Source organism: Paraburkholderia elongata, from assembly GCF_013177735.1.
Taxonomy (GTDB): Bacteria; Pseudomonadota; Gammaproteobacteria; order Burkholderiales; family Burkholderiaceae; genus Paraburkholderia; species Paraburkholderia elongata.
In genome coordinates this window covers 50,629-70,918 of sequence record NZ_WOEZ01000180.1, presented here as the reverse complement: position 1 = coordinate 70,918, position 20,290 = coordinate 50,629, and the positions used below count along the sequence as shown (strand labels likewise).

17 protein-coding genes and 3 pseudogenes are annotated in these 20,290 nt (G+C 60.2%); 13 read left to right on the top strand and 7 right to left on the bottom strand.

Going from position 1 to position 20,290, the window contains the following annotated elements:
- The coding region (locus GNZ13_RS30690; RefSeq protein WP_172171568.1) for a Na/Pi cotransporter family protein at positions 1–924 on the top strand (924 nt) is incomplete at its 5' end.
- Positions 925–992: 68 nt separating this feature from the next.
- Here GNZ13_RS30690 and GNZ13_RS30685 read toward each other — a convergent pair.
- Complete coding sequence (locus GNZ13_RS30685; protein ID WP_172171566.1) at positions 993–1,763, bottom strand: DeoR/GlpR family DNA-binding transcription regulator; 771 nt, start codon at positions 1,761–1,763, stop codon at positions 993–995.
- 553 nt (positions 1,764–2,316) lie between these two features.
- Between GNZ13_RS30685 and ugpQ the strand changes: the two genes are divergently transcribed.
- From ugpQ to GNZ13_RS30645, 8 genes are all read left to right on the top strand, one after another.
- Complete coding sequence (ugpQ, locus tag GNZ13_RS30680; protein WP_172171564.1) at positions 2,317–3,102, top strand: glycerophosphodiester phosphodiesterase; 786 nt, start codon at positions 2,317–2,319, stop codon at positions 3,100–3,102.
- Positions 3,103–3,208: 106 nt separating this feature from the next.
- Positions 3,209–4,321 (top strand): ABC transporter substrate-binding protein, encoded by a 1,113-nt coding sequence (locus GNZ13_RS30675; RefSeq protein WP_172171562.1) that lies wholly within the window; start codon positions 3,209–3,211, stop codon positions 4,319–4,321.
- A 158-nt stretch (positions 4,322–4,479) separates the two neighbouring features.
- Positions 4,480–5,418 carry an ABC transporter permease gene (locus GNZ13_RS30670; protein WP_172171560.1) on the top strand — a complete coding sequence of 313 codons (939 nt, stop codon included), beginning with the start codon at positions 4,480–4,482 and terminating at the stop codon, positions 5,416–5,418.
- On the top strand, positions 5,415–6,206 hold the full coding sequence (locus GNZ13_RS30665; protein ID WP_172171558.1) for an ABC transporter permease: 792 nt from the start codon (positions 5,415–5,417) through the stop codon (positions 6,204–6,206). Before GNZ13_RS30670 ends, GNZ13_RS30665 begins: the two co-directional genes overlap by 4 nt.
- Positions 6,207–6,238: 32 nt before the next feature.
- Positions 6,239–7,309, top strand: a complete 1,071-nt coding sequence (locus GNZ13_RS30660; RefSeq protein ID WP_172171557.1) for an ABC transporter ATP-binding protein — start codon at positions 6,239–6,241, stop codon at positions 7,307–7,309.
- A gap of 441 nt (positions 7,310–7,750) precedes the next feature.
- Positions 7,751–9,031, top strand: coding sequence for a dicarboxylate/amino acid:cation symporter (locus GNZ13_RS30655; protein WP_172171556.1), 1,281 nt, complete (start codon positions 7,751–7,753; stop codon positions 9,029–9,031).
- A gap of 58 nt (positions 9,032–9,089) precedes the next feature.
- Entirely contained in the window at positions 9,090–11,090 is a 2,001-nt protein-coding gene (locus tag GNZ13_RS30650) for a sensor histidine kinase (RefSeq protein ID WP_172171555.1), read from the top strand.
- Between the two features lie 16 nt (positions 11,091–11,106).
- Positions 11,107–12,459, top strand: a complete 1,353-nt coding sequence (locus GNZ13_RS30645; RefSeq protein ID WP_172171554.1) for a sigma-54-dependent transcriptional regulator — start codon at positions 11,107–11,109, stop codon at positions 12,457–12,459.
- A 121-nt stretch (positions 12,460–12,580) separates the two neighbouring features.
- On the opposite strand, the gene GNZ13_RS30640 is transcribed toward GNZ13_RS30645, so the two are convergent.
- Positions 12,581–13,111: a TlpA disulfide reductase family protein gene (locus tag GNZ13_RS30640; RefSeq protein WP_172171553.1), complete on the bottom strand. Its 531-nt coding sequence runs from the start codon at positions 13,109–13,111 to the stop codon at positions 12,581–12,583.
- Positions 13,112–13,306: 195 nt separating this feature from the next.
- Between GNZ13_RS30640 and GNZ13_RS30635 the strand changes: the two genes are divergently transcribed.
- Positions 13,307–13,975 (top strand): hypothetical protein, encoded by a 669-nt coding sequence (locus tag GNZ13_RS30635; RefSeq protein ID WP_236002258.1) that lies wholly within the window; start codon positions 13,307–13,309, stop codon positions 13,973–13,975.
- Between the two features lie 333 nt (positions 13,976–14,308).
- Here the strand turns inward: GNZ13_RS30635 and GNZ13_RS30630 are convergent.
- The 3 genes and pseudogenes from GNZ13_RS30630 to GNZ13_RS30615 all read right to left on the bottom strand — a co-directional run.
- Positions 14,309–15,187: pseudogene (locus GNZ13_RS30630) on the bottom strand (YifB family Mg chelatase-like AAA ATPase); the annotation flags it as partial.
- Between the two features lie 273 nt (positions 15,188–15,460).
- On the bottom strand, positions 15,461–15,796 hold the full coding sequence (locus GNZ13_RS30620; RefSeq protein WP_172171552.1) for a hypothetical protein: 336 nt from the start codon (positions 15,794–15,796) through the stop codon (positions 15,461–15,463).
- Between the two features lie 187 nt (positions 15,797–15,983).
- Complete coding sequence (locus tag GNZ13_RS30615) at positions 15,984–16,505, bottom strand: DUF6398 domain-containing protein (protein WP_172171551.1); 522 nt, start codon at positions 16,503–16,505, stop codon at positions 15,984–15,986.
- A gap of 725 nt (positions 16,506–17,230) precedes the next feature.
- On the opposite strand from GNZ13_RS30615, the gene GNZ13_RS51695 reads away from it, so the two are divergent.
- The 3 genes from GNZ13_RS51695 to GNZ13_RS30600 are packed head-to-tail and all read left to right on the top strand — an operon-like array spanning position 17,231 to position 19,353.
- On the top strand, positions 17,231–18,082 hold the full coding sequence (locus GNZ13_RS51695) for a DUF1186 domain-containing protein (protein ID WP_216675081.1): 852 nt from the start codon (positions 17,231–17,233) through the stop codon (positions 18,080–18,082).
- Complete coding sequence (locus GNZ13_RS30605) at positions 18,000–18,779, top strand: hypothetical protein (RefSeq protein WP_172171550.1); 780 nt, start codon at positions 18,000–18,002, stop codon at positions 18,777–18,779. Before GNZ13_RS51695 ends, GNZ13_RS30605 begins: the two co-directional genes overlap by 83 nt.
- A 13-nt stretch (positions 18,780–18,792) precedes the next feature.
- Positions 18,793–19,353: a hypothetical protein gene (locus GNZ13_RS30600; protein WP_172171549.1), complete on the top strand. Its 561-nt coding sequence runs from the start codon at positions 18,793–18,795 to the stop codon at positions 19,351–19,353.
- A gap of 79 nt (positions 19,354–19,432) precedes the next feature.
- Here GNZ13_RS30600 and GNZ13_RS54410 read toward each other — a convergent pair.
- Both GNZ13_RS54410 and GNZ13_RS54405 read right to left on the bottom strand, forming a co-directional pair.
- Positions 19,433–19,681: pseudogene (locus GNZ13_RS54410) on the bottom strand (ATP-binding protein); the annotation flags it as partial.
- A 106-nt stretch (positions 19,682–19,787) separates the two neighbouring features.
- Positions 19,788–20,174, bottom strand: a pseudogene (locus GNZ13_RS54405) (magnesium chelatase domain-containing protein); the annotation flags it as partial.
- Between the last annotated feature and the right edge of the window lie 116 nt (positions 20,175–20,290).

Genomic DNA, 20,290 nt, shown 5'->3' with positions numbered 1-20,290 from the left:
GGCGCGTTGCTGATCCTGCCGTTCGCGCCGCTGCTTGCACGCGGGCTGCCGGTGCTGATCGCGAATCCACGCGAAGCGGTGGTCGGCTTTCATGTGATCTACAACACGCTGCGTTGCTGCGCCTGCCTTTCGCTGATCGATCCGGTGGCGCGCATCTGCACGCGGGTGTTGCCGGACCGGCCGCAGCCCAACGGCGAACTGCGGCCACTGCATCTGGATGCCGCCGCGCTTCCCACCCCTACGCTCGCACTCGCGCACGCCGCACGCGAGGTGCTGCGCATTGGCGACATCGTGCGCACCATGCTCGATAACGTCGCGGACCTGATCCATGACAACAACCTCGAAAAGGCGCGCGAAACGGTCCGTATGGACGATGACGTGGATCAACTCTACGCCGCGGTCAAAAGCTATCTGACGCTGATCTCCCGCGAGCAACTCGACGAAGCCGACAGCCGCCGCTGGACCGACATCATCTCGTTGACGATCAACCTGGAGCATGCGGGCGACATCATCGAGCGGATCGTTAGCGATATCGAGGAAAAGAAGATCGCGCACCGGCTGTCGTTTTCGGAGGAGGGGCTGGGCGAGCTGGACGACCTGCAGGCGCGGCTCGTCAGCAATCTGCAGCTTGGCCTGTCGGTGTTTCTGAATAACGATCTGCGTTGCGCCGAGCGGCTGCTGGCGGAGAAGGAGCGCTTTCGCGATCTGGAGCGCGCGTATTCATACAAACACCTGGACCGGCTCGCCGGGCAAACCTTGCGCAGCATCGAGACCAGCGCGTTGCATCTGGATCTGATCAGCGACATGAAACGGCTCAATTCGCTGTTCTGTTCGACGGCCTATCCGGTGCTCGAAGCAGCCGGCGCGCTGCGCGACACGCGCTTGCGCAAGCGCGTGCTCGATACCATGCATGTGAAGGAATAAGCGGCTCGCGCTGCGCTCTTGCAGCGCTCCCTGAAGCGTTCGCGTGAGGCCCCGAGCAAGCCGGCGCCCTAAGCCAGAACGATCTCTTCCAGTTTCTTTTTCAGCGACGCAAAGTCGGCGGCTTCGGCCGCCTTTTTGTTGGTGACCAGTACATCGATCCGATCGACCGGACAGTACGAAATCCGGCTGCGCTGACCGATCTTGCTGTAGTCGGCGAGGATCACCACGCGGTCTGCGTTGGCGACCATGGCGCGCGCCACTTCGGTTTCAGCGTGGTCGTAGTTGGTCGCGCCATGCCGGTGATCGATGCCGACCGGCGAGAGCAAGGCCATGTCCGCACGATAGCGCTGGATGTCGAGCACGGTGGTGGCGCCGGTGGTCGCCATTGCTCGATCGCTGATCGAGCCGCCCAGCAGGATCACTTCGTTGGCCGCTTCCGTTTGATCCACGGCGCCGCGCATTTTCAGTGCGACGTCGATGGAGTTGGTGACGATCGTCAGGTTCGCCAGCTTCGCCAGCTCTTCAGCGAGCGCCGCGGTGGTGGTGCCCGCGTCGATGAAAAGTGTCTGGCCGCTCGCGATCAAACCGGTGGCCGCCTTGGCAATCGCGGTTTTGGCTTTGACACGCATGTGGGCGCGCTCGGCGATCGGCGCCTCGTCGGCGGGTTTGATCGCGCCACCATGCACGCGCTTCAGTTCACCGAGTGCTTCGAGGTCGAGCAGATCGCGCCGCACGGTTTCGCGCGATACCCCGAGGTCCGCCATGATCCGTTCGGTCGACACGCGTTGAAGCGTGGACAGCAACGCGCGAATTCTCTGATGACGGTCTTCCTGCCACATGCATTTTCCTTGGATGCGAACGCTCGCTTACACGGCTTGTTTTTTAAAGTGTCATCGTGGACATGGATGTATGTCCGGACGATGTCAAGCGTACTACTTTAGCCGAATTGTGTTGTATTTTTTTGGCAGCTTGCAAGTTTGTGTATTTGACTTTAGCCTTCGCAGATCGAAGCGCTTCACCGATTCCGAACATCAAATGTTCGAAAAGGAATTGAAATGTCTGGGTTCGAGCATTTTGTGGCGTTTTTTGGCAATTTGCTTGGCCCATGTCGTTGCCATAATGGATCTTGGGATTTGCCGCCTGAACCATTCTTTGCTGCATGTGGCGCTGCCCGGAAGCCGCACGGTTCGGTATCCTGACAATAAGATCACGGCGGCGTCGCGGGCGTTGCGTTAGCCGTGTGGCCAGCTATCGCAGCGTCGCCCATTGGCGCGATACTACGCGCGGGGCTCACGCGTAACGGCAGCATGACGCAGCGCGTCATGGCGGTGCTGGCAACTGGGAACGTGTCGAGAGCATATTTAATCCGCTCTATCTGGAAGGTAACGAGACGTGGCAAACGGGATTGATCGCACTTTATCCGCAGACTGGCCGTATCCGAGGCTGGTTGCGCATCGCTGCGGCGGCACGCTGGCGCCGGAGAACACGCTGGGCGGTTTCGACGCGTGTGTGCGCTACGGCTACCGCATGGTCGAATTCGACGCCAAGCTCTCCGCCGACAACCAGCTCTTTCTATTGCACGACGATACGCTGGAACGCACGAGCAACGGCCATGGCGCCGCTGCTGAACACACGTGGGACCAACTGGCCGCGCTCGATGCCGGCGCCTGGTTCGGGCCGCAGTTCGCCGGCACGCGCCTGCCGACGCTCGCCGAGGCCGCCGGGCGTTGCGCACGAGATGGCATTGCCGCTAACATCGAAATCAAACCCTGCCCAGGGCGTGACGAAATCACCGGGCGCCTGGTCGCAAGCGGCGCACTGACTTTGTGGCAAGGGCAAACGCCGCCGCTGCTCTCATCGTTTTCGTTCGAGGCACTCGCTGCTGCGCGCGATGCAGCGCCCTCATTGCAACGCGGCATGCTGTTCGAAGAGGTCCCGGCGGACTGGCTGCGCATTGTGCGCGAACTGGATTGCGTGTCGTTGCACGCGAGCCACCGGCATTTGAGCGAGACGCTGGTCGCCGAGATCAAGGCGGCTGGACTGCGCGTGCTCGCCTACACGGTGAACGATCCTGAGCGTGCGCAGCTGCTCGCCCAATGGGGCGTCGACATGATTTGTACAGATCGCATCGATAGACTGGAACACGACATGTTTTCGGCGCCGGCGAACCCGGACTGAACATGGCGCGGGTGCGCGAGTGCGAGCTTGCACAGGTGTGCGCCCATAGAGCTAGAAATTAGAAATTTTCCAAACGTAGCAATTTCGGCAGAGGATGGGGAAGACTATGAAGCGCACCGCGTTAGCTCGCATACTTTCGATGTCGGCCGCTGCGGGTGTCGCCGCAGCCGGCGTAAGCAGTGCTTCGGCCGCGCCGCTCGACGCACTGATCGCAGCCGCCAAGCAGGAAGGCCAACTCACCGTGATCGCGTTGCCGCATGACTGGTGCAACTACGGTCAACTGGTGGCCGGCTTTCAGAAGAAGTACGGCATCAAGATCAACGAGCTGAATCCGGATGCGGGTTCGGGCGACGAAGTCGAAGCCATCAAGGCGAACAAAGGCAACAAGGGCCCGCAAGCGCCTGACGTGATCGACGTGGGTCTGTCGTTCGGTCCGACCGCGAAGGCCGAAGGTTTGCTGCAGCCGTACAAGGTCGCTTCGTGGAACTCGATTCCGAAAGAGTCGAAAGACGCCGATGGCTATTGGTATGGCGATTACTACGGCGTGCTGTCGTTTGAAGTGAACGCTGACATGATCGACAAGGCGCCGTCCGACTGGAGCGATCTGCTCAAGTCAGACTATAAGAACGCCGTTTCACTGGCCGGCGACCCGCGCTCGGCCAATCAGGCGATCCAGGCCGTGTTCGCCGCGGGCCTGTCGCAAAGCAAGGGCGATGTGAGCAAGGCCGACAAGGCCGGCCTCAAGTATTTCGCCGACCTGAACAAGAACGGCAACTTCGTGCCGGTGATCGGCAAGGCCGCGTCGCTCGCGCAGGGCACCACGCCGATCGTCGTGCGTTGGGACTACAACGCGCTCGCCGACCGCGACACCCTGAAGGGCAATCCGAAGGTGCAGGTGGTGATTCCGAAAACGGGCGTGGTCGCCGGTGTGTATGTTCAGGCGATCAGCGCCTACGCACCGCATCCGAATGCCGCCAAGCTGTGGATGGAATATCTGTACTCCGACGAAGGCCAGATTGGCTGGCTGACCGGCTATTGCCATCCGATGCGTTACAACGAATTGGTGGCAGCGAAAAAGGTGCCGCAGGCTCTGCTCGACAAGCTGCCGTCGCCGTCGTCGTACAAGAATGTGGTGTTCCCGACGCTGTCCCAACAGGACGCCTACAAGGACACCATTACGAAGCACTGGGACGAAGCGGTCGGCGCGAACGTCAAGTAATCGTCGCGGTGCAAGCGGTTGCGGCGGTAGTGGAGCAGTGGTTAATCGCATGCTGCGCACGCCGCCGTTTTTAACCGCCACGTGCAGTTTTAAAGGTGGCGCGTCGCTTCACGAGAGCGGCGCGTCAGGCGTTAGCCAGAAAGCCCCAAGGGTGAACTATGAGCGCTTCATCGGATGCTGGATCGGTGCAGCCGGAATTACTGGTTCCGCCTGCGCCTACTCCAACCCCTCGCGTCGACGGTCCGCGCCGCGCGTCGCAGTTCCTCGCCTGGATCGGCGTGGTGCCCTTTTTCACCTTCGCGCTGTTGTTCCTGATTCTGCCGACCGGCTTTCTGATGGTCGGCGCGTTTCAGGATCCGCAAGGCCACTTCACGCTTGGCAATTTTCGCGACCTGCTCCAGCCCACGGTGCTGGACGCCTACTGGATCAGCTTCAAGGTGAGCGCCGCGTCAGCGCTCGGCGGCGCGGTGATCGGCTCGCTGCTCGCATGGGCGGCGGTGCAAGGCAAATTGCCGGGTTGGATTCGTCCTACGTTGATGACGTTCTCCGGCGTCGCCTCGAATTTTGCCGGCGTGCCGCTCGCGTTCGCCTTCATCTGCACGCTGGGACGCGTCGGTCTCGTGACCATATTACTGAAGAAGTATCTCGGCTTTAATCTGTACTCGACAGGCTTCAGCGTTTTGAGTTTCTCCGGGTTGACGCTGACTTACCTGTATTTCCAGATTCCTTTGATGGTGCTGATCGTCACGCCCGCACTCGACGGTCTGAAGCGCGAATGGCGTGAAGCCTGCGACTGCCTCGGCGGCACGGCCTTCCAATACTGGCGCCACGTAGCGTTACCGGTGTTGTGGCCGAGCGTGCTCGGCGCGACGCTGCTGCTGTTTGCCAATTCGTTCGGCGCCGTCGCCACGGCTTACGCGCTGACCGGCAGTTCGCTGAACATCGTCACGATCCTGCTGTACGCGCAGATTCGCGGCGACGTGATGCACAACCAGAACTTGGGCTACGCGCTCGCGCTCGGCATGGTGCTCGTGACGGGGTTGTCGAACGGCGGGTACATCTGGTTACGCTCGCGCGCTGAAAGGGGGCGTCGATGAAAAGTCAATCGCGTGTCGGCGCGTGGACCGCGATGATCGTCGGTTCGCTGTACTTTCTGATTCCGCTGCTCGCCACCTTCGAATTCAGCCTGCGCATGAAGCGTGGCGTCTACAGCTTCGAGGCGTATAGCGTCGTGCTGAGCGATCCGCGGTTTCAGGCCTCGTTCGGCTATTCGATCCTGATGGCGGTGCTGACGATTATTGTCGGCGTGTTGCTGGTGGTGCCGACTGCGTACTACGTGCAGTTGCGGTTGCCGAGACTGCGGCCGGTTGTCGAATTCATCACGCTGTTGCCGCTGGTGGTGCCGGCGATCGTGATCGTGTTCGGCTATCTGCGCATCTATAACAGCAGTTCGATTCTGCCGCTCACTGGCAACGAACGCGCGACCGACCTGTTGCTGGTGTTCGGCTACGTCACGCTCTCGCTGCCGTACATGTATCGCGCGGTCGACGCAGGTTTGCGCGCGGTCGACGTGCGCTCGCTGACCGAAGCCGCCGAATGTCTTGGTGCGAACTGGCCGACGATTCTGTTCAAGGTGATCTTCCCGAATATCCGCTCGGGCATTCTGTCCGGCGCATTTCTCACCTTTGCCGTGGTGATCGGCGAGTTCACGCTAGCGAGTTTGCTCGACCGCCCCGCATTCGGCCCGTATCTGCAATTGATCGGGGCGAACCGCGCGTATGAACCGTCGGCGCTTGCGATCATCGCGTTCGTGATCACATGGGCGTCGATGGGTTTGATTCAGGTATTCGGCTCGGCACGCGCGCTTAGCGGCCAGAAAATTTGACGGACTCATTTGACCGACTAAGGCAGCGAATCGTGGCATTCCTTGAGATCGAAAATTTGCATAAGGCCTTCGGGGCGAACACGGCGCTGCATCACTTCGACATGAAGATCGAACGCGGCGAATTCATCACGTTCCTTGGGCCGTCCGGCTGCGGCAAGACCACGGTGCTGCGGATGATCGCCGGCTTCGAAACGCCGACGCGCGGCATTATCCGGCTGGATAACAAGGACGTGACGTATTTGCGCACGCGGCAGCGCAAGGTCGGCATGGTGTTTCAGTCGTATGCGCTGTTTCCGAACATGACCGTGGCCGATAACATCGGCTTCGGACTGAAGATCACGCACCGTCCACAGGCGGAGATAAGAAAGCGCGTCGAAGAAATGCTGCAACTGATCAAGCTGCCGCATCTCGGCGAGCGTTATCCATGGCAATTGTCGGGTGGTCAGCAGCAGCGTGTGGCGTTGGCGCGCGCGCTTGCCGGCAAGCCCCAAGTGCTGTTGCTCGACGAACCGCTGTCGGCGCTTGACGCGAAGATTCGCATTTCGTTGCGGCAAGACATTCGGGCGTTGCAGCGTGAGTTGGGTATCACGTCGATTTTCGTCACGCACGATCAGGAAGAGGCGCTGTCGATTTCGGACCGCATCGTGGTGATGAACGAGGGGCGCGTCGAACAGATCGGCTCGCCTTCGGAGATCTACAACTATCCGCGCACGCGCTTTGTCGCGTCGTTCGTCGGCACGCTGAACATCCTCGCAGGGCACGTGATCGACCCGAAAACCGGCAAGATGGCCGTCGACGGTCAGGAGCTGACCACCACGCAAGAACTGCCGGCGGACGACGCAGGCAAGAAGCGCATGCTTGCACTGCGGCCAGAGGCAATCGTGCTGGAACCGGCCGCGCCGGGCCGCAACACGCTGAACGCAATCGTCGAAGAAGTGAATTTCCTCGGCGCGGTAGTGCGCATCAGAACGCGCGTGAAGGATGCGGTCATTTCACTCGACGTGTTCAACGACCCAAATCGCGGCTTGCCCGAACGAGGTCAACCGGTGTCGCTGGGCTTCTCGCACGAGAACCTGTTGGTGCTGGAAGAGGGCGGTGCATAGGAGCCGAACCGCAGCGCGTGAGGTGGGCGAGAGCCGCGTGTACAAGCTGGGCGGTTTCGGCTGAAATAGGCGAAAGCCGCAGCCCAAAAGGCTCTCCGGGTTTTCCCGGATTTGGCGCCCCTGCGGATTCCGGATTCCCCGACACCCCTCGTCCGGATTTCCGGAATCCCGGACGGCGCACGTCGCAACACACTAAAAAACCTATAAAAATCAAGGCGATTCGCTTTGCATCAAGCTGGCATCGACCTTGCGTTTTAGAACCCGCGGCCGCAACGGTCCGACAACTAAAGCAAGGAGACAACGATGTCTGATTTCCCTTCCCGGTATTTCTGAATTCGTCGTCTTGTCGCGGCCTAATGCCGTGCACAGGCGTGACGACTATTCGTTCGCATGATGCGCAGCGTGGCAGGCCTTGAGCTCACCCATATCGCAGGAAACATCGTGAAGAAACCTATCCACAAAGTGCTGTACGTCCAGGTGATCGTCGCGATCATCATCGGCATTGCGCTCGGCCATTATTCGCCGGACTTCGCCATCGACATGAAGCCACTCGGCGACGGCTTCATCAAGTTGATCAAGATGGTGATCGGGCCAATCATCTTCTGTACGGTGGTGACGGGTATCGCGGGTATGGAAGACATGAAGAAGGTCGGGCGCGTCGGCGGTAAGGCGTTGCTGTACTTCGAAATCGTCTCGTCGTTTGCACTGGTGCTCGGCCTGATCGCCACGCACGTGCTGAAGCCGGGCGTCGGCTTCAATATCGATCCGGCCACGCTCGACGGCAAGGCGGTCGCGTCGTATGCCGCGAAGGCACACGGCCAGACCACGGTCGACTTCCTGATGCACATCATTCCGGACACGCTCTCATCGGCTTTCGCCCAGGGCGAAATCCTGCAGATCCTGCTGATCGCGCTGCTGTTCGGCGCGGTGTTGGCCACGGCCGGTGAGAAGGGCAAGGTTGTCACGAACTTCATCGACGGGCTCTCGCATGTGCTGTTCGGCATTGTGCGCATCATCACGAAGCTGGCGCCGATCGGCGCGTTCGGCGCGATGGCGTTCACCATCGGCAAGTACGGCATCGGCTCGCTGCTGCCGATGCTCAAGCTGATCGGCACGTTCTATCTGACTTCGATCGTGTTCGTGGTGGTCGTGCTCGGCATCATCGCGCGTGCGGTGGGCTTCAACATCCTGCGCTTTGTCGGCTACATCAAGGAAGAGATGCTGATCGTGCTCGGCACGAGCTCGTCGGAAGCCGCGCTGCCGCAACTGATGCTGAAGCTCGAAAAGCTCGGCTGCTCGCGCTCGGTGGTGGGCCTCGTGGTGCCGACCGGTTACTCGTTCAACCTCGACGGCACCAACATCTACATGACGATGGCCGTGCTGTTCATCGCCCAGGCCACCAACACCGACCTCACGTGGACGCAGCAGTTGACGCTGCTGGCGGTGACGATGCTGACGTCGAAGGGCGCGAGCGGTGTGACGGGCGCAGGCTTCATCACGCTGGCCGCCACGCTCGCTGTGGTGCCGACCATTCCGCTGTCGGGCATGGTGCTGATTCTCGGTATCGACCGTTTCATGAGCGAATGCCGCGCGCTGACGAACATCGTCGGCAATGGTGTGGCGACGGTGGTGGTGTCGGCATGGGAAAAGGAGCTGGACCGCAACAAGCTGAACGCCGCATTGCGGGGTGAAGTGGCGGTCAAAGAGCCGGCTGGCGTTTAAGCCGCGTACCTGCTGCGACTCCCGCCAGCACCCCGATCACGGCCGCGGACGCCCACCTATGAAAACGGCGGCCGCGCGCCGTGACCCCGCGCCGTCGGCCGACGAAGCTCGCGCCGACGGCGCGTCGCCTTATGCCACAATGTCCGATCCACACCGATCGGGAATTGCTAACGTGACGCGCCGCCTTTTGATCCTCTTCGCGCTCGTCGCCGGGCTCGTGGCGGCGTGCGGGCTCACGTATAGCATCGCGTGGCAGAGCGGCATCGACAATTTGCGGCGCAACGCCGCGGTGCGCGTCGATCGCACTGCGAGCGCGCTGAAAAGCACGCTCGAGCGCTACGAATCGCTGCCTTATCTGCTGGCCGAACATCCTATCGTGCAGGACGTGCTGGTTGATCCCAGTCCAGCCAACGTCGAGCGCGCCAATCTCTATCTCGAAGACCTTAACCGCCACGCGCGGGCAACGGTCACGTACATCATTCCGCTCGATGGCTATTGCGTCGCCGCGAGCAACTGGCACGGGCCGGGCAGCTTCATCGGCGCAGGCTATCAATTCCGGCCGTATTTTCTCGATGCGGTGAAGGGCGGCGTGGGCCGCTTCTTCGGCATCGGCACGATTTCGCAGGCGCCGGGTTATTACATCTCGCAGCCGGTGCGGCGGGACGGCAAGATCGTCGGCGTGGCGGTTGTCAAACTCGATCTTGAATGGTTTCAGGGCGTGGATGCGTCCGAGCCCCTGGTTGTCACCGACGACCACGGCGTGATCTTTCTGTCGTCGATGCCGGCGTGGAAATATCACACGATCCGGCCGTTGTCGGGACGGGTCGCCGACTCGATCTACCAGGCGCGCCAGTACGCCCAACAGCCGATCGCGCCGCTGCCGGTGACGATCGAGCGCACGCTCGAAGGCAACGCGCAGATCGTGCGCATCGGCGGTGGCCGCTATGCACCGCGCTATCTGGCGTCTCGGCGCGGCATGGGTGAGCCGGACTGGCATCTGATTACGATGTCGCCCGTCAATCCGGTCGACGCCGACGCGCGCAACGCGACCATTGTTACCGGCTTCGGATACGTGTCGCTGGTGTTGCTCGCGTTCTACTGGAGAACGCGCCGCGCCCGGGTGCGCGAAGTGATGCGCAGCCGTTCTCTGCTGCAAAAGGCCTACGCGGAGTTGAACCAACGAGTGGCCGAGCGCACCGCGGATCTCTCGCAGGCGAACGAGCAGTTGAAGAAGGAAGTCGCCGAGCGTACGCGCGCCGAACAGGAACTGCGCGCGGCACACGATGAACTGATCCAGGCCAGCAAGCTCGCCGCGCTAGGTCAGATGGCGGCGGGCATCACGCATGAATTGAATCAGCCGCTCGCGGCGCTGCGCGGCTTCTCGGACAACACGCGTGTGCTGCTCGAACGCGGCGACCAGGCCTCGGCGCGTGAAAATCTCGAAGCGATCGCGGCGCTCACCGAGCGCATGGGCAAGATCACCAATCAGCTGAAGCTGTTCGTCGGACGTGCGCGGCCGCGCAGCGCGCGCGCGCCGATCATGCGAGCGTTGCGCAACGTTATCGCGCTGCTGCAAAAGCGCTTGCAAGGCGTTGAAGTCGAGTTCGCTTTGCTCGATGCGGAAACAGGTGCACGCACGCCGCTCAATCTCGCCGACGACCACCTCGAACTGATCGCTCATTGCGACGAACTGCGGCTCGAACAGGTGCTGATCAATCTGCTCGGCAACGCACTCGACGCAACGGCGGGGATGACACCGCCGCGCATTTCGATCGAGATCGAAGCCGCTGAGTCGAGCGTGTCGTTTGCCGTGCGCGACAACGGCCCAGGCATACCCGACGACGTGCTGCCGCATCTGTTCGAACCGTTCTTCACGACGAAGGAAATGGGCCAGGGGTTGGGGCTCGGCCTCGCGATTTCGTCGTCGATTGCGCGCGATTGCGGCGGCACACTGGTGGCGCGCAACGCGCCGGACGGCGGTGCATTATTCGTGTTGACGCTGCGCCGCGCGCGCGTGCAGACAAGCCACACATCGGACCCGCTCACCACGGGTTCCTGAATCAGATGAGAACGACATGCTGAACCAAGGCTTGCAAGTGCTGTATATCGAAGACGACGAACTGGTGCGGCGCGCCAGCGTGCAGAGTTTGCAACTGGCGGGCTTCGATGTGATCGGCCATGCGTCAGCAGAATCCGCGGCAAAGATGATTAGCGCGGATTACTCAGGGGTGGTCGTCAGCGATATTCGCTTGCCTGGCGCAAGCGGTCTCGAACTGCTCGCGCAGTGCCACGAGCGCGCGCCCGACGTGCCGGTGATTCTGGTCACCGGTCACGGCGATATTTCGATGGCCGTGCAGGCAATGCGCGACGGCGCGTATGACTTCATCGAAAAGCCGTTCGCATCTGAGCGTCTGATCGAAACTGTGCGACGTGCGTTGGAGCGCCGCAAGCTGGTGCTGGAGAACCTCGCGCTGCGCCGGGAGCTGGCCGGGCAAAACACGGTGGCGCCGCGCATCATCGGCCGTAGTCCGGCGATCGAGCAGGTGCGGCGGCTGATCGCGAATATCGCGCCGACCGACGCGTCGGTGCTGATCAACGGTGACACCGGCGCGGGCAAGGAGTTGATCGCGCGCAGTCTGCATGAACTGTCGCCGCGGCGTGACAAACCGTTTATCGCGGTGAACTGCGGCGCGCTACCGGAGCCGATGTTCGAGTCGGAAATGTTCGGCTACGAACCCGGCGCATTCACCGGCGCGGCAAAACGCCGGATTGGCAAGCTCGAACATGCTTCGGGCGGCACGCTGTTCCTCGACGAAATCGAGAGCATGCCGCTCGCGTTGCAGGTCAAGCTGCTGCGCGTATTGCAGGACGGCGTGCTGGAGCGGCTCGGCTCGAATCAGCCAATTCGCGTGAATTGCCGCGTGGTGGCCGCCGCGAAAGGCGACATGGCCGAGCATGTCGCGGACGGCTCGTTCCGTCGCGACTTGCTATACCGCCTTAACGTGGTGACGATCGCGCTGCCGCCGTTGAGCGAGCGTCGAGAAGACATCGTGCCATTGTTCGAACACTTCCTGCTGGATGCGGCGGTGCGTTATCAACGCCCTGCGCCGATACTCACGGACCGGCAGCGTGCGAGCCTGATGCAGCGCGAATGGCCGGGGAATGTGCGCGAACTGCGCAATGCCGCCGACCGCTTCGTGCTCGGCGTGGCCGACGATCCGGTCATGTCTTTAGCTGACGACGGCGTAGCGGCGCAACCGTTGAAGGAACGTGTCGAGCAGTTCGAGCGGGCGGTGATCGCGGAGGCGTTGGAGCAGGCCGGCGGTGTAGTCGCGGCCGCGGCAGACAAGCTGCAGCTTGGAAAGGCGACGCTCTACGAGAAGATCAAGCGATATGGCCTCGCGGCCAAAGGGGAAGGGGAGCGGTGAGGAGTTGAAGCGCCGGCGGCGAGGTGCGACGCCGGCGTGTTTGAATCAGGATGCTTTGCTTCAGGCCTTTCGTGACAATCAGGTGGCAATCAAGCGACAACCCAGCGAAAACAGGCGGCAATCAGGCCGCGTTCAGCGCTTTTTCCAGCAACTGGTCGAGTTCCGCGAATTGCGGCTCGCCGACGTAGCGCTTCAGAATCTTGCCGTCTTTGTCGACCAGGAAGGTAGTCGGCGTGAGCTGGACATTGCCGAACTGCTTGGCGGCCGAGCCGTCGTCCATTGCAACCTTGAACGGCAACTGGCGGGTTTGCGTGTAGTTGGCCACGTACATCGGCGCATCGTAGTTCATCGCGACGGCGACGAATTCGAGCCCTTTGCCCTTGAAGCGGTTATAGGTCTGGACCATCTGCGGCATTTCTTTCATGCAGGTGTCGCAACTGGTCGCCCAGAAGTTGATCAGGTAGACCTTGCCTTTCAGGTCGGCGGTCGAAACTTTCTGGCCCGACAGCAACGTGAAGGTAGCATCGGGCACGCGCTGCTGGCCGGCGAACGCGAAATAGCCGGCAATCGCAATCGCGACGGCCACGACGGCGATGATGATGATGCGAATCGGATTCGCGCGCCGTGTGGCGGTGGACGGGGTGGAACTCATGAACGGAACCTCGAGAGTCGCGCAGAATGCGCGGGACAATGCGTTGGTTTGGACTGCGTTTGGACTTGCTTTGGGACTAATAAATCCGGTACTGCCAATCGCGCTATTGTAGCCTCATTCCGGCCGCGCGGCAGCGGACGGCCCGGGAGGGGATAATAGGACTTTACGTTCCTGTCAGTCCGATCTTCTGTCCCCATGCTCCGAACCGCTTTTCGCTTCCTCGCCCGGATCTCGATAATCCCGTTTGGCCATCCCGTTAGCCGTCCCCCAAGTTTCTCCCTAGCCGACGGTCGCGCGGCCGGCGCCGCTTCCCGCTTGCTGCGAGCACGCGCAGTACTCGGCACGATTGCTTGCGCGCTGGCGTTGGGCGGCGCGTTGACAGCGTGTTCGCCGACCTTCGACTGGCGCACCATCATGAACAACGACAACGGCTACACGGTCGACCTGCCGGCCAAGCCGGTCAACGATCAGCGCGCGGTCCAGATCGACGGCACGCCGATGCAGATGGCGATGCAGACAGCCGAAGCCGGCGACGCCGTGTTCGCGGTCGGCACCGTCATGCTGCCGAACGACAACGAAGCGACACAGCGCGCCGCTCTCGAATTCCTGCGCACCGGTCTCGCCCGCAATGTCGGCGCGGCGCCGGATGCGCATGCGGTACAAATCCCGCTCGCTGCCGGCGGTCAGGTGCTAGGTTTGGAAATGAAGCTGACCGGTGAGGCCGGTTCGCAACACGAAACGCGCACCGTCTATGCGCGGCTGGTCGCGCGTGGCCGGCATGTGTATCAGGCGGCGATCATCGCTTCCAGGCCTCTGCAGCAGGAGCAGGTCGACCAGTTTTTTTCGTCGTTCCAACTGTATTGAAAGCGGCAGTTCCGGTCGATTCGGCGTGCGACAAGATCGAAGTGCACAGTGAAAGTTCCTTCGCAGCATCGCGCGCTAATTCCCGGTTTACGTTGAAGTTTTCCGTTTGCTCACAGGTGCTGTGGATAACTCTGTTGAGAACTTCGCGTTTTTTGCCGTAGATGCCCATCCCGTGGGCATTCTGTCAGGATGAATCCGCTCCGGGCAGTCAAAATAACCCAATTAAATCAATACCTTTTGGGTGCATGCTTCCGTATGCCTTTCAGATGTTTCCAGATCTATCTGGAACGCGCACATGTGCATAAGTCAAGTCTTGACAGGTGATTTTTCGCCTTATACCGACCCAAAAGCCCGCCGATACTGAATGGCTTCACCGATCTGCGCGGCGCTCGGCATGGTGGTGCCGGCCAGGTCCGCGATGGTCCGGGCCACCTTCAGGACCCGATAGTAAGCACGCGCCGACCAGCCGAAGCGCTCACCAGCCTGACGCAGCAAGGCCTCACCGGTGGCGTCGGGACGGCAAACCTCGTCCACTTCCCGTCCGCCCAGTTCCCGATTGGTTTTGCCTTGCCGGGCCAGTTGCCGCTCGCGAGCGGCATTCACCCGCAGTGCGATCGTTGCGCTGGATTCACCGGTGGAGGTGGAGCGTGCTGACAATTCCGCCGGCGTGAGCGCGGGAATCTCGATCTGGATGTCGATCCGGTCGAGCAGCGGCGCGGACAGCTTGCGCAGATAGCGCGCCGCGATCTCCGGCGTGCAGCGGCAGCGGCCGTTGGGGTCGCCTCGCCATCCACAGGGGCAAGGATTCGGCTGCGATCAGCTGGCAGGCTGCCGGAAAATCCGCTTGCAAGGCGGCGCGCGAGATTGTGATGCGACCGGCTTCGAGGGGCTCGCGCAGGGTTTCCAGCACATGGCGGTCGAATTCCAGAGCTCGTCCAGAAACAGCACCCCCAGATGCGCCAAGGTGATCTCGCCTGGTTGCGGCGGATTGCGCCCGCCAACCAGCGCCGCTGCGCTCGACGAATGATGCGGCGCGCGAAACGGCCGCTGCCGCCATTGTGAGGGCGTAAAACCGGCCCGGCTGGCTGACAGCAAGGCGGCCGAACTGAGCGCTTCGTCGTCGGTCATGGCCGGGAGCAGACTCGGCAGGCGAGCGGCGAGCATCGATTTGCCCGCACCAGGTGGCCCGACCAGCAAGATGTTCGGCGCACCGAAATCGCTGGCGGTGTTCGTTGTATCGATCACGCTGGCGGTTCGAACGATGTCCCACCTCTTTGTGTTCGCAATGGATACACGGCAGTGTTCAACTGTGTTCATTCCGAACTGGTGCGGCAGGTATCGACCCATTGCTGCCGTACAATCGTGCAATCCGCCCGAAAGTAGACAGCCCCGGTCCGAGGACGCAGATGACGTCCCAGGTTGTATGGAGGATGGTGCCTAACGAGTAAAACCCGCGACGTATCAGCTGCGGATAATCTCCTTTCGTTAGGCACGGTCGCTTCCAATCAAAATCTCGATAAGTGCGCAAGTTTCGTCACTAAACCGATTAAATTCGTCATCGGTGATCAACCCTTGTGATCGAATTGCAGCGAGCTGCATCAAAGCAGTTGATCGTCTGGGATTGTCAAAGGCACGGGACATGTTTTCATTTTGACTTTGGATAAGGTCGAAAATACCCAAATAGCGTTGGTGAAAAGTATTGCCGGTGTCCGAACTGATTATTCTAACGTCCGAAACGATTCGTTCGCTTAGACGCTCCAGTGCGATTAATTGCAGCTGTCGAAACAGTTTCCAATCTGTCTCCGTGATTTCCCGTGCCATTATGATCGTTCCCTCTGATAGCAGATAGGTAATTGTGACTGGTAAAAAATGGCCGTACACGGCCATAATACTGTGGCGAAAACCTAGTTAATGGCCATCAAGATCCAGCAAACGGACCGTCGCCTGTCTCAGGTCGAACAGCTGCTGTCCACGTGATGCGATGCGCTGCGCCGGTCGGCGACGCTGCTCATTCAGTTTGCCGAGCCTTCTGATCTGGCACGAAGGGAATCAAACCTTTCGAAAAAGCTATCTGCTGCAATTCCATAGGGGCCCGTCGAATGTCAATTATTAGACCATTGACCTGCAGCAGCCACACCGCAGGATTTTCAGCAAGTCGGCTAGGTAATGTCCATTCGTGCGACATTGGCCCAATTTTCAATATATCCCGGATTTCCTTGGATTTGCGCTGTCCGGTGCTCTCTGCAATTCCGAAGAATTCATAGATGATCTTCGGCTTACAGTGCGGCGTTTGCGAAGGGTCATCAAGAAAATTGACTCGTCCAACAGCATGGACGGCAGCAGCGGCCCAAACATTCTCCTCGCCCCGTAGCAAAGGTGACGGTCGCTTTCTAGCAAGCGTGCCGATGACACGGTGGATCACTACACGATATTCGTCATTGAGGTGCTTTTCGCAAAACGCGTCAGTGTGAGCGGTAATGGCGGAAAACTTCTCCGCCATGGACTTAGGAATTCTCTCAGTGGTGGACATGGTGGTTACCAGAAGACAACACCACGATTTTACAGATCGGCGGACTGAAGCCAAACGTTCCTTGGAAGTATTGGGCGCAACACGAGCGTCCGCTTGTGGCCGCACCCGGGCGAATCGGCGAATCGGCTCGGCCGGTTATCTGGATCTGACGGATGGACACAATATGTCTGTAAGGCCGATTAAACCCAGTTTCCCCCGCGTGATTGCTGAACTTGCGCGAACTTGCAGGAAAATTAAGCCCTAATCGCTGCAATGTACCGGCAGACGGGTTTAATTGGCCATAAGTCAAGATGTTCGGCGCACCGAAATCGATGGCGGTGTTCGTTGCATCGATCACGCTGCCGGTTCGAACGATGCCCCAGCTTTTTGTGTTCGCTATGGATGCACGGCAGTGTTCGAATGGGTTTGTTCCGAACTGGTGCGGCAGGTATCGACCCGGAGCGGACTGATGGCGTAACCGAAAGCGGCCAGTCAAACGGAGGTACCTCGTATAATTCGCGCAATAGACTGGGATCCCATTTGTGTTGCGAACAAAAGGAGGACTTCATCCTCAGCCTCACTACGCTCGGACGCTTCTCAGGTGCCTGCGTCACCCTCACTATGACGCCGCGTCCGGACGTGCTGTTAATAGCGCCAACGGTCAGCCACCGCCGCTCAGCTTCCCGCCCACTAGGAACCGTCCTCTACCCGTCATGACGAACGCTACGCGAACTTCGTACTTTCAGTTGCTTGATCGACTCGCTAATTTTGGCGAAACCCTGTGCCGTTCACGCTTCGGTCAAGAAACATGGCACGAATATCTGCAAGCTGGCTTTGATCAGTCTCACGTGCCCGATTTGATCCGTATCCTGGACGACCCGACAGTGTACGGATCGGAATTTAACGACACTGCAATGGCTCCGATTCATGCATGGCGGATTCTCGCCGAACTGAAAGCCACCGAAGCAGTTCCGACGCTCATATCCATGCTGCATCGAATTGATGACGAGGATGACGAATGGATCGGAGAAGAGTTTCCGAATGTGTTCAGCAAGATTGGCACCGTCTCGCTCGAACCACTCGAGTCGTATGCCCGCAATCCTCGAAAGGGGGAATTCGCGCGAATCTGCACATTCCGGGCGATTTCTCGGATTGGGGTCGATCATCCGGCACAAAGAGCAAAATGCGTCGAAACCCTGACCGATATACTTCAAGCCTACGAGATAAACGATCTGAGTATCAATGCCTTTCTCATTTCGGCGCTATCTGATCTGAACGCAATGGAATCTTTCGATGTAGTCCGCGCAGCATACGAAAAGGATCGCGTGGAACTGAGTGTTCAGGGGGATGTCGATCTCGCCGAATACTATTTCAGGACTCGTCCCGAGGAGCGAACATTCGCCGGTATGATGGCAGAGGAAAGACTTAACAAACTCCGCCAATGGTCGACATCTCATCCATTCGAGCCTGCAAAAATCGTGGAGAAATCTCGGCCCATCGTTTCCGGCCCCAAGATTGGAAGAAACGATCCGTGCCGCTGCGGAAGCGGGAGGAAGTACAAGAAGTGTTGCGGGCCCGCTGAAACAACGCTGCATTGAAGCGCGCTCAACAGCGACTTTGCGGAAAGACCGACTGGCGGCAAAGGGGCTCTGCCGACCCACAGAGGTCGTTCAAGGCTCCTCAAAGCAGTCCGTCGCAAGCGTCGACGCACTCACCTTCGAACTTCGCCGAGCTGACACCACACTGCAAATGCCGCGAACCATTCGTGACAAGAACTGGTCTTGGCGCGAAATTGCCGAATTCCTTCGAGAGCGTGGGGTTGAGACCGATCACACCAAACTGCTTAGATTCATGGCGAAGCACGAGGCGAGGTGGGACGTACCTGATTCGGGCCGGTACTACAACGCGCTTCGCTCTTTGATTCAAGAAGGGCAACTATCGAAGGCTCGGTGGGCGATGCTGAGTCATCTCTACGATGCCCATAACCGAACTGCGACCTATAGCGAACTCGCCCTTGCGGCTGCTCGGACGGGGGTCGAGGTTTCGAAGGAACACCCTCACAAATACGCCAATCTCGAGTTTGGAAGCCTCGGAAAGCTACTTGGGCGAACGCTCGGGATGGAATTCCTGCCTAGTGGAAAGCGTGACGATCCGTTCTACAGCAGTTCCATCGGAGTTCCTAGCTCGATAACGCCGCCTGGTGCAGAGTTTGAACTCGTCATGCACCACGAACTCGCCAAGGCACTTGATCGCCTTGTGGGGGAGGGTTTAGCGGATGGGATTAACAACCAATAAAAAGGGGGAAGTAATGTCCGAAGCGATGAAGACTTTCAAGGCTGGGCCGTACACTCTGGTTGCCCGCGTTACCGGCTCCGGTTGCCGTGGGGTCTTGTGGGCCGACGGGAAAATGGCTTTCGAAGTGCGCGGAGAAACTCTGGACGAAGTGTGGCGCGGGCTTTGCAACGCCCTATATGAACGACAGGTTTGGCTTGCCGCTGCGCGGCTCGATGAGCCAACGGTAGAGGAGGCCGCGAAAGCCTTTGTGTGTATTGCGCACCAGCTTACTGCTGGCCATAAGGCCATGCTGAGAGCACATCTGACAGCTCCCAATCGGAAAATTACAGCTACGCAGCTAGCTAAAGCCGCTGGCTATGCGAATTATTCCGCAGCCAATCTCCAGTATGGGTTGCTCGGTGCGATGCTCTTTGCAGAACTCCCCATAGATTTACCGAAACGAAAGGATGGCTCGCCGGTAATGACGTGCGCAATTGCTTCAGGTGAGTACTTGTCTACCTCCTGCGAAGAGGAGTGGACATGGACGATGCGGCCTTACATAGCTGCGGGACTCGTCGCCTCGCGCATTCTCTGACGGCCTCCCAGGTTCACGTGTGTGGACAGTGCATATCGCGTGTACGTACGCCTGCGCGTGGGTTTAATTGGCTACAAGATAAGACATGGTGTCCGCCGGCCGCGGCGACTTCAAGTGCGCGGCGCGCGCCGCGCTGGCCGATCACGTCGGTCATGTCAGGAACGGTGGGAGGCGCGGTCTCGCTGAGCTCGGGTGCCGCGACCGGGTAGAGCCGGGCGTCAGGCGCGCCGGCAAGATGCGCGCACAGCGACGGCAGATCGGTGGCGCCATAGACGTCGACACCGGGCACGAGCGCTGCCTCGTCCGCGCTGGCGGCAGGCAGGTAGATGCGGCGTGTGCTGAACGCACGTCACGGGCGTGGCCTGCTCGCCCGACGGAGTGAACGTTGAAGCACCATTGGAAGCGCTGCCCGGGCCACCGTGAAAAGCACCACTGCGCGCCGTCCCGCAGGCCATCGCGAAAGTCCCGCGCATCGGCCGTAACGCCCCGGTCAGTGACAGCTCACCGGCGAATTCACGATGCAACAACGATTCCAGCGGAATCTGCCCGCTCGCCGCCAGAATGCCTAAAGCGATCGGCAGATCGCGGCCGGATTCCTTCGGCAAATCGGCAGGAGCGACGACGGTGATGCGCCGCACGGGGAAATCGAAGCTGCAGTTCTGCAGCGCCGCGCGCACGCGCTCGCGGCTTTCGCGCACTTCCAGATCGGGAAGGCCGACGATCGAAAAAGAGGGTAATCCGTTCGCGAGGTGAACCTCGACGGTTACTTCGGGCGCGCGGCCAGAGGCCGGCGTGCGACTGCGCACCACGGCAAGCGACATGTTTTCTCCCGTCGGACGGCGCGCCGAGGGCGCGCGCGAGTCCCCTAAAACGCTGATGACGTCACGGCTCGCTTGCCAGTGATGTGCAGCACTACGCAGCTAGAGCGCTGCGAGCA